Raw genomic sequence first — 13,921 nt, 5'->3', positions numbered from 1 at the left:
GGGGCCTCGGGGGCGTTCGGCTAGCTGCGGGAACGGCCTGTCCGCCTAATGTGTTCGGCTGAGATCGGAAATCAACCGGCACAACTGGCACAACCTAGGCGGTCGCTGAATGTGACAAAGGGACTGCCCTTTGTCACATTCCAAATATTGCCTTTACGTGTTGATACACACGGTGTGCAATAATACTCGCACTGTGCAATAGCGTACAGTCTGAGTAACAAGGAGGACGCTTGTCCCAGCTCGAGAAATGTGATCGCCGGTCCCTTCGCTCGCAGCGCGCCCTTCGCCAGGCGCTTGCCAGCGAGCTTGCCGAAAGCGGCGACCTTTCGCGCATTAACGTCGCGTCGCTCACCGAGCGCGCCGGTCTTACGCGTCGAACGTTCTATTCGCACTACCGCGATATCCCCGACTTTATCAGCCAGATCGAGGACGGCCTGCTTGCCGAGATTCGCGAGCGGGTGGAGCTTATCACCGCAGCTCAATTACCCGATCTTTACCGCAACATCGACGAGCTCGAGCCGGCACCCGGTTCGGTTGAGCTGCTTCGCTATCTTGCGGCTAATCGCGACCTTATCGGGGCCCTACTGGGCCCGGGCGGCGACCCCGCCTTTATTAAAAAGATCATCGATACCGCACGCGAGGCCGTGGTGCCGCGTGCACAGACGGGCATCTTGGGCCTGGCACTGGGCACCTTCTTTGACTACTACGTTACCTATGTCGTGAGTGCCGAGGTCGGTCTGATTCAGCGCTGGTTTGAGCGTGGGCTCACCGAATCGCCCGAGACCATGGCGCGCATTATGACGGTTATCGCCTTTGTGCGCCCCGGCGACCTGTATGGCCAACCCATCGATATCAACGTGCCGGAATACGGCATGAAGCTATTGAATCTGCAGCTCGAGGACGCGGTCGACACCACCGCAACCGTCGAGTCCAACAACTAAGAGGAGAGACAATGAGCAAACTCGTCGAGGGCATCAAGGACCGCATGGTCGCTGCCGCACGCGAGGCCGCGCCCGCCGTGGTGGACGCCGCGCAGAAGGCCGCGACCGCAGCTGCCGAGAAAGTTGCCGAGGCAGTTGCCGATACCAAGAACGCGGCAGGAGAGACGTCCGTCGCTAGCGAGCCCGCCGCCGCTGAGCCCGTAGCCGCCACCGCCGCCCACGCCCCCGAAGGCGCGATCTTCAACCCCGGCAACGCTAATGGCAACCTGCACCTGGGCATCGACGTGGGCTCCACCACCGTTAAGCTCGCCGTGCTCAACGACGACAACCAGATCGTCTACGCCAAGTACCAGCGCCATCACACCGACGTCCGTGCCTGCGCTCGCGACCTGTTCGAGGGTGCTGCGACCGTGCTGCCAACGGCCCAGATGACCTGCGCCATCACCGGTTCGGGCGGCCTGCTGCTGTCCCAGTGGCTCGACCTGGAGTTTGTCCAAGAGGTCATTGCCAGCAAGCGTGCCGTCGAGACCCTCATCCCGGCCACCGATGTCGCCATCGAGCTGGGCGGCGAGGACGCCAAGATCATCTACTTCGACAACGGCATCGAGCAGCGCATGAACGGCACCTGCGCCGGTGGCACAGGCGCGTTCATCGACCAGATGGCAACCCTGCTGCACACTGACGCCAGCGGCCTTAACGAACTCGCGGCCAACGCCACCACCATCTATCCCATCGCTAGCCGCTGCGGCGTCTTTGCCAAGACCGACGTCCAGCCGCTGCTCAACGAAGGCGCCCGCCCCGAGGACGTCGCCGCTTCCATCTTCCAGGCCGTCGTGACCCAGACCATCTCGGGCCTGGCGTGCGGCCGTCCCATTCGCGGCAACGTCGCCTTCCTGGGCGGCCCGCTTCAGTACCTCTCCGAGCTGCGCCACCGCTTCTACCTCACGCTCAACCTGGACGAGGAGCACCGCATTGTGCCCCAAAACGCTCACCTGTTTGTGGCGAGCGGCGCCGCCATGGCGCACGAGTCCAACAAGCTCAGCACGTTCCCGCAGCTCATCGAGGCCATCGATGCCCTGGGCGACACGCAGGGTGCCGAGGTCGAGCGCCTGGACCCGCTCTTTGCCACCGACGAGGATTTTGCCGAGTTCAAGGGTCGCCACGACCAGGAAGTCGTCCCCAAGGGCAAGCTCGAAGGCTACACCGGCCGCGTGTTCATCGGCATCGACGCCGGTTCCACCACCATGAAGGCCGCGCTCGTGGGCGAGGACGGCCAGCTGCTGCACACCTGGTACGGCAACAACAACGGCGACATCCTGGGCACGGCCAAGGTCATCATGGCCGATTTCTACAACCACATCCCCGCCGGCTGCACCATCGGCCACGTGACCACCACGGGTTACGGCGAGGCGCTGCTCATCGAGGCCCTCAAGGCCGACTCCGGCGAGATCGAGACCGTCGCGCACCTGCGCGGCGCCAAGGCATTCCTGCCCGGCGTCGAGTTCATTCTGGACATTGGCGGCCAGGACATGAAGTGCCTGCGCGTGAAGGACGGCGTTATCGAGCACATCATGCTCAACGAGGCCTGCTCGTCGGGCTGCGGCAGCTTTATCGAGAGTTTTGCCGTGTCTATGAACATGGACGTGCGTGCGTTTGCCGATGCCGCCATCCATGCCAAGGCCCCCGTCGACCTGGGCAGCCGCTGCACGGTCTTTATGAACTCGCGCGTCAAGCAGGCGCAAAAGGAAGGCGCCACGGTGGGCGACATCGCGGCCGGTCTGTCCTATTCCGTCATCAAGAATGCCCTGTTCAAGGTCATTAAGCTGCGCGACCCCAAGGAGATCGGCAGCCAGGTGATCGTCCAAGGCGGCACCTTTATGTCCGATGCCACGCTGCGCGCGTTTGAGCAGCTCACCGGCGTTCATGCCGTGCGTCCCGACATCGCCGGCTGCATGGGCGCCTACGGCGCGGCCCTGCTCGCCCGCGATCGCGCTGGCGCCGACGGCACCTCGACCATCCTCTCGGCTGAGGACATCGCGCACCTCACCGTGACGCAAAAGCATGTCCGCTGCGGCCGTTGCTCCAACAACTGCCAGCTTACCGTCAACGACTTTGGCGGTGGCAGGCGCTTCATTACCGGCAACCGCTGCGAGAAGGGCGCCGGCCACAAAAAGCAGAAGACCGAGGCCCCCAACCTCTTCAAAAAGAAAAACGAGCTGCTCTTTAACCGCGAGGTCCTGAGCCCCGACGAGGCCCCGCGCGGCACCGTCGGCATCCCGCGCGCGCTCAACATGTACGAGAACTACCCCTTCTGGCACGCGTTCTTTACGCGCCTGGGCTTTAGCGTGCAGCTGTCCGACCAGTCGAGCAAGAAGACCTACCAGGCGGGCATCGAGTCCATGCCGTCCGAGAGCGTGTGCTACCCGGCAAAGATGAGCCACGGCCACGTGATGAACCTTATCGACCGTGACGTCGACTTCATCTGGATGCCGTGCGTGCGTTGGGAGCGCAAGGAGGATCCGACGGCTGGCAACTGCTATAACTGCCCCATCGTCATGAGCTACCCCACGGCGCTGGCGCTCAATATTGACGAGATCCGCGAGCAGAACATCGAGTTCCTGTATCCGTTTGTGCCGTATCACGACAAGACCGAGCTCAAGCGCCGCCTGTACCAGGTGCTCGCCGTCGACCGTGTGGCCGATGCTGAGGCCGGTCGCGGTCGCGTGCGCGGTCCTAAAATCACGCGCTCCGAGGTTGATGCCGCCGTCAACGCTGCTTTTGAGGCCGACGCGCGCTTCCACGAGGATATCCAGACCATGGGCGAGGAGGCTCTCAAGTGGGTCGAGGACCACGGCGGCCACGGCATTGTGCTCGCCGGCCGTCCCTACCATAACGATCCCGAGATCAACCATGCTCTGCCCGAGCTTATCTCGAGCTTTGGCTTTGCGGTCTTTACCGAGGATTCGCTTGCACACCTGGTAAAGCCCGAGCGTCCGATTCGCGTCGTCGACCAGTGGATGTACCACAGCCGCCTGTACGCCGTCGCCCGTTTTGTGACGATGCGCAACGACCTGGACCTGATCCAGCTCAACTCTTTCGGCTGTGGCCTGGACGCTCTGACCACCGACCAGGTGCAGGAGATTCTGGAGGCCAGCGGCAAGATCTACACCGTACTCAAGATCGACGAGGTGTCAAACCTGGGCGCCGCGCGCATCCGCATCCGTTCGCTCATGGCCGCGCTTAAGGACCAGGAGGCCGAGCGCTTGGCCGATGCCACGGCCGCGGGCGAGGCCTACGAGCAAGGCGATGCCGCGCCGGTGGCGCCCTCCACGGATGCCCCCGCGTTCGCGAGCCGCAAGTACACGTTTGAGGCGCAGCGTGAGAGTGCTTCGACCGCGTGGCCCAAGGTGCCCTTTACCGAGCAGATGCGCGAGGAGGGCTACACCATCCTGTGCCCGCAGATGGCGCCGATTCACTTTGACCTGGTCAAAGAGGTGTTCCGCGGTGCCGGCTACAACTTGGAGCTGCTGCCCTCGACCGACCACGATGCCGTCGAGGCTGGCCTGCGCTACGTGAACAATGACATTTGCTATCCGTCGATCCTGGTGACGGGCCAGATTATGGAGGCCATCGAGAGCGGTCGGTACGACCTGTCCAAGACGGCCGTGGTTATCAGCCAGACCGGCGGCGGCTGCCGTGCCACCAACTACATCGCACTCATCCGCAAGGCCCTGCGCGAGAGCGGCCACCCCGAGATCCCGGTGATCTCGCTTTCGGCCGTGGCGCTCGGTGAGGACAACCCCGGCTTTAAGATTACGCCGGCACTGCTTAAGCAGGCAGTCTACGCAGTGCTCTTTGGTGACGTCATGATGCAGATGCTCTATCGTTGCCGCCCGTACGAGGCCACGCCCGGTGCCGCCAACGCACTCTACGAGGAGTACATGGCGCGCGCCCGCAAGCTGGCGCCAAAGTTCAACAGGCACAACTACACCAAGTTGTGCCGCGAGGCCATCCGCGCGTTCGACACCATGCCGCTTGTGGGCGAGGGTACCAAGCCGCGCGTGGGCGTGGTTGGCGAGATCCTGGTCAAGTTCCATCCCACGGCCAACAACCACGTGGTCGATGTCATTGAGCGCGAGGGCTGCGAGGCCGTGGTACCGGGCCTGCTCGACTTCTTCCTGTACTCCATGAGCAACGCCGAGCTTCAAAAAGACGAGCTGGGAAGCTCTGCCACGGCGCGCGCTAGCATGCAGGCGCTCATTAAGCTGGTGGACTGGATGCGCACGCCGGTGGAGGAGATGCTCGAAAAGTCCCGCCGCTTCGAGGCGCCCGAGCGCATTGGCACCATGGCGGACAAGGCTCGTACGGTGCTTTCGGTGTGCAACAACATGGGCGAAGGCTGGCTGCTCACGGCCGAGATGCTCGACCTGATCGACCACGGTGCGCCCAACATCATCTGCACGCAGCCCTTCGCGTGCCTGCCCAACCACGTAGTGGGTAAGGCCGTGATCAAGGAGCTGCGCCGCCAGCATCCCGAGAGCAACATCGTCGCGGTGGACTACGACCCCGGCGCGTCCGAGGTCAACCAGCTCAACCGCATTAAGCTCATGATCAGCGTGGCCAAGGAAAACATGCGCGCCGGCAAGGGCTTTAAGCTCGAGAAGGTGGCGCCGCTCGCGATGGACGAGGTCACCGGCCAGATGCGTGCCCATGACGGCTGCGTGAGCTGCGGGCCGGCCAGCGAGGAGGTCGTTGCATCGGTTGCCAAGCGTCTGGGACGCGGCATTAAGAAGTAGTTGGCCTGCCATGTGCCAGATATGAGACAAACGGGTGGTAGCCGTACCGGCTACCACCCGTTTTGCTGGACATATGTTGCGCAAATGACCTTGCTGCAGCCTTCCGTGGGCTCGCCAGAGTTTTGGGCTGACTCGGGCTTTGAGGACAAGTTGCTGCAGGCCCAAGGCGATTTTTCGCTCAACGCGGGACAGCACAGTGTGACCTATCTGCCAAACGACGAGACGATCGCTACGGTCTACCCATCGCCACCTACGAGATGGAAGCCGAAAAGTACATCTACCGCGTGTACAAGTACGAGCTGTAGGGCCGCGCTTAGGTTTGACCAATGGAGTATGAAAACACGCCGTTCGCCGATGCCCCCTCCGCGAGTGGCAGCCATATGGTTTGATGTCAGAAACATATAGTTGTCGCCAGCCTGCTGGCGACGTTCCCCCTGATATCGGAGGTTCCAGGTATGTTTCGCGCTCCGTTAAACAACTATCGGTTGGGCTAACATGGGTCGCCGTGCTATTTCGATAGCCCTTGCAGTGGTCTGTCTGGCTGTGCTCCTGGGCGCTACAGGGCTGTTTGCTATAAGCCGAGAAACGTCCTATATGCAGGAATGCGCTTCCGAAGGGTTTGCCATTGATGGTTTCTATCGGGATGAGAAAACGAGTCGGGAAACCCTGGCTTTCTTGAGGAGGACAACTGTCGATGGCAGCTGGTCGACCAAGACGGAAGCTGCACAAACGGGCAGTTTAAGCGTACGGACGATCCCAATATCCTGGTATTAAAGAAGGAAAACGGCGAAGAGTTCGGCACGGTTCACGTTGCATATATATCGCGCCGACGCAATCAGGGGCAGATTTACCTAATTAGAAATACTGAGGTGACCCGATTTTATCTTGTGAGCACCGATCCGGCGTTTACGGTGGAGTCTGGCGATGTCGATGCGGACGTCTGATTCACGGCAATAAAAAAGCGAGCGGGGCGCGGGTGTGAACTGCACCCCGCTATTTGCTCGTGTCCGTATCGCACCTGCGCCTCGTCGTAACTTGCGTCCGTGCGAGCATTCATCCCGCGCTCTGCATTACTTCACATCGAACTCCACGCGATCGAGTTCGGGCACGTTGAGGTCGATGAGCTTGCGGGCGACGTGGCGGTCGTGCGCCCCGAGCGCCTCGCTTGTCGTCACGTGGGCGACAACCTCGCGCTCGACGATGCCCTCTTCCTCGCCCTCGGCAGCCGAGGTCTCGACGGCGACGGTGTAATCCTTAAAGCCCGGCAGCACCGCGGCAAGTTCGCGCGTAGTTTCGGTGACGCCATAGCCGTCCTGCACGCCGGCCTGCGCCGAGCCAATAGACCCCGCGGTCATAACGATGCAGGGGATGGCAAAGATAGCCGTTCCCACGATGATGCGGCGGCGCACTTTGCGTGACAGCTCGTCGACCTCGGCGTCTTCCTTAGCAGTCACAATGCCGTCGCCGTTGAGGTCACGCTTGAGCGGTACACGTAAAAGAAGCAATACGGCTTCGGCCGCCAGCGCGATAAAGACCACGTTGATGCCAAACTCGTAAAGCGCCGAGAGAAACAGTGACCCGCTTGCGATGGCGATGCCGTAGCCCGCCGCGCACAGGGGCGGCATGAGCGCGGTCGCCACGGCTACGCCGGCGATGAGCGTGGCGGGTTCCTGGTCGCGCGAGTTGCCCAGGCCGCCCGCAAAGCCGCCCGCGAGCGCGACGGCAAGGTCCCACACAGTCGGTGTCGAATTGTCGATGATGGCGGCAGTGGTGGTGCCAAGGGGCGAGAGCTTAAAATACAGCGTGGACGTGACCAGGCAAAAGGCCATTTGCAGCGCAAGGCCGGCGACGGCTTCGACGGTAATCTCACGGTCGAGCGTGGCAATGCCGTATGCCATGGCAAGAACCGAGCCCATGAGCGGGCAGATGAGCATGGCGCCCACGATGGCGATGTCCGAGTCGATATCGAGGCCGATGCTTGCGATGAGCATGGCGATGATGAGGATGCATAGGTGGGAGCCAGTCAGACGCGCTCCGTTTACAAAACGCTTGCGGATCACGTGATAGGGCGCGCGTCCCTCGCGAATGTTGAACGCGCGCTTTAAAAAGCGACCAGCCTGCTCGGCAGCCTCACTATGGGCAGGGCGGATGCCGTGGCGCCGGTGATGGCGTTCACGCAGTCGCTTGAGCTGTTGTCTATCGAGTTCCATGTCCACCTCGTTCCAGCGCGGTCCGCGCAACGCGCCCGTTGTCCTAACTCTACACCGTGGCGGGCGGGGTGTCTGTTGGATGCGGAATCCGATAGGGCGGATGACGCGGGAGCAAATGCAAATCACAGGCTCAATTCCATCCCGCGAGAATATGATGCACCAGCTCCTTCAAATGTGACGAAACTGTGAAGCACGAGAGCGTGAATTTCAAAAAATACGCTGGTCGCCAATGTTGCGCAACAGAATTCAAAAATCGACAGCTACCGTTTGATACGTATGGATACATCCGTGTCAAAGGGAGAAAGCCATGGCAAACTACAGTCCACAACACTTTGAGCCTCGGGCCAAGACTGTCAACGTCAAGGGCGTTGCTAACCGCGCCGTCGCAACCGTTTTGACGGCGGGCCTCATCGCTCAGCCGCTCATGTCGCCGCTGGCGGCAATCGCCGCACCGTCAACCGATAACGGCGATTCTGTTCAGGGGGGGGGTAGTTCTGTAGAGAACACCGTTGCCGCCGGTAACCAAGCGGTCGTAAAGACGGCTGCCCAGCTGGCCGAGGAGTCGGCAAAGCAGCTCAAGGACGCTCAGGCCGCCTACGATGCCGCCCAGAAGAAGGCCGACGCGGCGGGCCAGTCTCAAAAGCAGGCACAGCAGCAAAAGAATCAGGCCTCGCAGGCTGTGAGCGACAACGAAATCGAGCAGAACGCAGCAGAAGTCGCCGCGCTCCAGGAGAAGATTGACGAGCTCAAAGCCGCCGTCGAAAAGACCGAGCAGCAGCAGAAGAAGCTGGGCGACCTGAACGATCAGCTCGATCAAGCCAACAAGAGTGTCGAGGATAAGACCCAGGCGCTCAAGGACGCCAAGGCAAAGCAGGATGAGGCCAAGAAGGCCCTCGACGATGCCCAGGCCAAGCTCGAGGCCATGGATATGGACGAGTACGAGGCCGCCAAGAAGGCCGTCGAGGACGCGCAGACAAAGCTCGATGACGCCAATAAGGCCGTTACTACTGCACAGGCCAATCTGGACCAGGCCAAGGCTGCCGAGGCCAGCGCCCAGCAGGAAAAGCAGAATACCGAGGCAGCTTTGACGACTGCCCAGGCCAAGAAGCAGGAGACTGCCGCTGCTCTCGCAGCCGCAACCACCGCGCGCGATAACGCCCAGCAGAAGTTCAACCAGGCGCAGACCGCGCTCGATGCTGCCGTCTCGGGTACGGGTGTCGACCTGAGTGCGCTTGAGGCCGCCATGAACGCTGCTGCTGGTGAGCTCAAGACCGCGCAGACGGAGCTCAACGCCGCGACGGATGCCGACGCTACCGCCCAGGCGAACCTGCAGGCGGCCCAGAATACCGCCACCGCCGCGCAGGAGAAGGCCAACGCCGCCAACGCTGCCGTGGCATCTGCCCAGTCCGCATACGATGCGGCAAACAAGGAGTACAACGCCGCCGCCAGCGAGCGCGACGCCGCCAAGGCCGCATACGAGAAGGCGCAGCAGACCGAAGCAGACAAGAAGACCGCGTACGATAAGCTTGTCGAAGTTCGCAAGCAGAAACGCGGCGAGTGGGAGACGGCATGCGCCGCTTCGAACGCCGCGGAAAAGGCTTATGACGCTGCTAATGCCCAGGTTGAGGCTCTTGAGCAGCAGATTGCAGACCTAAAGTCCAACATGACCGTTGACCAGGAAGTCATCAGTCAGGGTATGTTCGGCTTCATGAACTACATCATCGGCGGCAGCCAGTTCACAGACACGCAGAAAAAGAATGCAAGTACTGCCGCGTCGATGCTCATGGGGACGACAGAGAAGCAGGACTGGTATGATAGTTACGTCGATCAGGACATGTCTCGCGATACCAATCCGCTCTCCTTGGAGCAGATGCGTAACGCCCTGACCTATCTCGATACCCAGAACAACCTCCGCAAGGCGAACGGTCAGTCGGAGCTTAGCGTCAGCCTCCGCATGACTGCGGCAGCCGCCCTTAATACATCATATTCATCGAACATCTGGGGACACTCGGAATGCTACTTCGACAAAGGCGAAAATCTTGCCGGCGGAGGCGGGGCATACACCGGCGGCGAGACCGAGGATACGCTTGGCTGGCCATATACCGGTCTCTACACCCAGGAGAAAAAGGCATTCGATAAGTATGTCGAGCAGTATGGTGACGCACTTGGAAGCCATCGATATGATTCCTACTATATCTGGCAGCACTACAACAGCATCTACAATGAGTGCGGGCACTATCTCAACATCATCGATGCCGGTGCGAAGGCTATCGGCATCGCGACCGGTAGCGGTAAGAATACCGATTCCGAGGTAACCGTTTTCGACTATAGCGGGAGCACGGGGCAGAAGGATTTCACGGTCTCCGAGTTCAAGAAGCTCGTCAACGACTACATCGCTTCCGCCTACAATGCAGGCGGCACGCAGGAGCAGAAGGCGCAGCTCAAGGAGCTTCAGGCAAAGCTCGCCGAGGCACAGAAGAACTTTGGAACTACTAGGGAAGCTTACTTCGCAGCTGTAAACGGGCAGGGTGCCGCCCAGGACGCTTTCACCGCAGCCGATGTGAACATGAACACCGCCAAGGGTGAGTACGAGAAGGCTAAGTCCGGCACCGCCGCCGCGAAGACGGCATACGACGCCGCGAAGGACGCACTCGGCGGAATTGACATCGAGTCCCTCAAACAGAACCTCGATGCCGCCAAGGGCGAGGCCGCTACTGCCCAGGCAGCTCTCGATAAGGCAAACGCCACGCTTGCTGACAGCAAGACGAAGGCAGCCGAGGCCGCTGCTCACAAGGCGAAGGCTCGCAGCGCCCGCGACGCCGCCAAGGTAAAGTCCGATCAGGCCAACGAGGCGTATGACAACGCTACCGCTTCGGTCAAGGACCTTGCCGCCAAGTGCGATGCCGCCAAGACGGATCTTGCGAACAAGCAGGGCACGCTTAACGATGCCAAGAAGGCCGACGACACTGCCCAGGCTGGCGTTGACAAGGCTCAGGCCGCAGATGTGCACGCCGCGACTGCTCTTTCGGACGCCAAGCAGGCGGTTGCCGCCAAGGCGCAGGCTGTGTCCGACGCACAGGCTAAGGCCAAGGCTGCCGAGGGCGAGCTGACCGGCGCAAACAAGGCCTTTGAGCGCTTCGCCGGCGCTCAGAAGGCTGTTGACGACGCCAAGGCAGCTTATGATGCTGCCGTCGCCGGTGTCGCCGATGCCCAGAAGCAGCTCGAGGCCGCCAACGAAGCAGTCGTCGATGCGAACCTCGAGATCGTCAAGGCCAAGGCCGAGCTTGCCAACGACGAGGCGCTCAAGGCCGATCTTGAGGCTGTCGACCACAAGGCATCCCTTGCCGCGGGCACGACGGGCAACGAGAAGCTGGTCAATCTGAACGCTGCCTACGCTCGCTATAAGGCCGCCGTCGATGCCGCCGCTGGCCTCAAGGCTGCTCTGAGCGATGCCGATGCCAAGCTGTCCGATGCCAACGACGCCTATGCCGCCGCGCTTGCCGAGCTTGGCGATGCCAAGGATGCCCTGGCTGCCGCGCAGGCCGAGTACGACAAGTATCATCCCAAGGCTGAGCTGCAGGCCAAGCCTCAGGTTGCGCAGGCTGCTGCAAAGGCTCCTGTCGCCAAGAAGAAGGCCGCGTCGGCCGCACTCGCCCAGACTGGCGATGACTCCGCACTTGCAGGCGAGGTGTTCGTCATCGGCGGCATAACGCTTGTGGCCGCGGGTGTGACGCTGGGTGATCGTCGTCGCAAGCAGATGTAGCGTTTCGAGCGTAGATTCTGCAACGAACTGCGGTTCATAGCAGGAACGCTTCGATAACTAAACCGATAAGGCCGGCGCGCTGTTAAACGCAGTGCGCCCGGCCTTTCTTTGTTTCGATATAAAAAAGCCCGGTCGGCAGCCGCAAAAGCTACCGACCGGGCAAGCCGTAGGCAATATGGTTGCTGTCGAGCAGCTGCTCAGCTTAGCCCAGCAGGCTTAAGCCCACGGAGACAAACGCCAAGATAACGCCGACGACGGACTCGCCGCCCAGCAGACCGCTGGCAACGACCAGGCCCTGCTCCTGGAAGGCAGCATCCTTGGCGGCCTTCTCCTCGTCCGAAAGACCGGCGGCGGCGTCGCGGTGTGCGGCCCACTTGTCGTAGGCGAGCTTGATGCAGGAGCCCAGGAAGGCCGTGAGCGACATGTAGAACGGCAGGTACACGCCCAGGCCGATCATCATGGCCGGAATGCCGAGCCAGTACATGACGATGCCGGCGATAAAGCCGCCTGCGAACCACGGCACGCTCGGGATGCCCGAGACCATGGTGGCGACCACGCTTGCCTGCGCGGCCACAAAGCTCTTGTCGGGGCCGAAGGCGTCCGGACCATAGGCGGTGACGAGCGCGACCATGACGGCTGCGGCGACCAGGGCACCCACGATGCCGCCGATGGCCTGGCCGACCCACTGCGCGCGCGGGTTGGTGCCCAGCACGGCGCCGGCCTTAAAGTCGTTCATGACGTCGCCCGCAAGGCCGCACGCCACGGCAACGATGCCGGCGATAAAGAACAGCTTGACCTGCGCGAGCTGCGCGAAGGCTGCCACGATGAGCATGACGATGAGGCCAAAGATCTCCATGGGGTCGATACCCGTCTGACCGCAGCTCTGAGCGCTCATGATGGTGGTGACAAAGGTGAACAGCGTGACGATGACGGCCGGGACGGGACCGAGGTCGAGCGCGATGGCAACGATCACGGCGATGGCGGCGGTGCCCAGGCCGATGATGCCGGCGTCGAGCTTAAGGGAGCCCGAGATGAGCGACTGCTCGTCGGTGTCGCTGGAGCTGTCGGCGGCGAGGCCGCGGACGATACCTGCGACCTGCGGCAGGATGTCTTTAAGGACGACGGCGACGCCAAAGCCCATCATAAGGCCCATACCCAGGGACTTGACGACACCCTGCGCGGTCACAACATCGAAGAGGCCGGCAGCGGTACCGCCGACGATAATGCCAAAGTTGCCCAGCAGCGCGCCGGCAAACCAAAAGGCAACCGGGGCGAAGCCCACCAAAAAGCCGATGGACAGCAACATGGGCGAGTTGTAGATGCCAAAGGTCACGCCGGGGATATTGAGCGTGCACAGCATGCTGGGCACCACGCCCAGAGCGTCGCGCAGCACGCTGTAGATGCCGGCGATGGCCATGGAGCCAAAGAGCTGCTTGCCAGTCTTGCCGCCGGCCTCGGTGGCGCGCAGAGTCTGAGCTGCGGCGTTGCCGGTGGGGAACTCCAGCGCGGCGTCCACGATAAAGTGACGGTGGATGAGCGCTGTCGCCAGAAGGCCCAAGATGGTGCCGGCGAGTGCCACGATAAACATGTCGAGCCAGCTGATCTGGTCGGCATAGCCCAGCATCCAGGCGCCCGGGATGGTAAACGCCAGTCCGCCGGCGACCATGGCGCCCGCGGACATGATGGTGTGGGTAACGTTGGCCTCGTTGAGACTGGCGTTGCCCATGAGCTTCAGGAAGAACAGCGAGATGACGGCAGCGAAGATGATCGGCCAGGGGAGCGCACCCATCTTGAGGGCGGTATAGGCCGAGCTTGCCGTGATGATCATGCAGCCAAGGACGCCGATGACGACGCCGCGCAGCGTGAGTTGACCGCGCATCGAGGTGCGGTTCGAGGGATTGCTCATATAGAACTCCTTTGCGTATATCCGCTTCCCCCGGGAGCGCCGCTACGGATACGGCGCGGGAAGTCGGGTTACCAAGGGCCGCCGCGTGAGCTCGCGCGCGACCGCGCACCAGTATAGCCGCAAGCTAGTTAATTTGGGACGGGGCTTTTTTAGCTGCCCCGAGCAAAGCCGAAGGATGATTATTCTGGGACGGGGATTTAAAAATCATTGCGTACCTAATGATTTTTAAAGGCTCTGTTAGACCAGGATTGACATACATGTGTCCCCACGGTGCCATATCGTTGACCCCATAGACCGCGATGATG

6 protein-coding genes are annotated in these 13,921 nt (G+C 61.7%); 3 read left to right on the top strand and 3 right to left on the bottom strand.

All coding sequences use genetic code 11. The features are described from left to right. The first annotated feature begins 230 nt into the window (after window positions 1-230). Both I2D57_RS09135 and I2D57_RS09130 read left to right on the top strand, forming a co-directional pair. Window positions 231-941: a TetR/AcrR family transcriptional regulator gene (locus I2D57_RS09135; RefSeq protein ID WP_195362251.1), complete on the top strand. Its 711-nt coding sequence runs from the start codon at window positions 231-233 to the stop codon at window positions 939-941. Window positions 942-952: 11 nt separating this feature from the next. Further along, window positions 953-5,737 (top strand): 2-hydroxyacyl-CoA dehydratase, encoded by a 4,785-nt coding sequence (locus I2D57_RS09130; RefSeq protein ID WP_195362250.1) that lies wholly within the window; start codon window positions 953-955, stop codon window positions 5,735-5,737. A 1,070-nt stretch (window positions 5,738-6,807) separates the two neighbouring features. Here I2D57_RS09130 and I2D57_RS09125 read toward each other — a convergent pair. Further along, a complete protein-coding gene (locus tag I2D57_RS09125) occupies window positions 6,808-7,947 on the bottom strand; it encodes a DUF389 domain-containing protein (protein WP_195362249.1) in 1,140 nt (379 codons plus the stop codon). Window positions 7,948-8,254: 307 nt separating this feature from the next. Here I2D57_RS09125 and I2D57_RS09120 point away from each other — a divergent pair, with 307 nt between their 5' ends. After that, window positions 8,255-11,710, top strand: coding sequence for a CAP domain-containing protein (locus I2D57_RS09120; protein WP_195362248.1), 3,456 nt, complete (start codon window positions 8,255-8,257; stop codon window positions 11,708-11,710). A gap of 202 nt (window positions 11,711-11,912) precedes the next feature. Here I2D57_RS09120 and I2D57_RS09115 read toward each other — a convergent pair whose 3' ends face one another. Next, complete coding sequence (locus tag I2D57_RS09115; protein WP_161161593.1) at window positions 11,913-13,616, bottom strand: OPT/YSL family transporter; 1,704 nt, start codon at window positions 13,614-13,616, stop codon at window positions 11,913-11,915. 124 nt (window positions 13,617-13,740) lie between these two features. Then, window positions 13,741-13,921, bottom strand: a 181-nt coding sequence (locus I2D57_RS09940) for a hypothetical protein (protein ID WP_229055738.1), incomplete at its 5' end; no start/stop codon positions are given.

Source organism: Collinsella aerofaciens (genome assembly GCF_015553355.1).
Classification (GTDB): Bacteria; Actinomycetota; Coriobacteriia; order Coriobacteriales; family Coriobacteriaceae; genus Collinsella; species Collinsella aerofaciens_V.
Note: the sequence above shows the minus strand (reverse complement) of the source record. Positions and strands in the feature narration are given on the sequence as shown.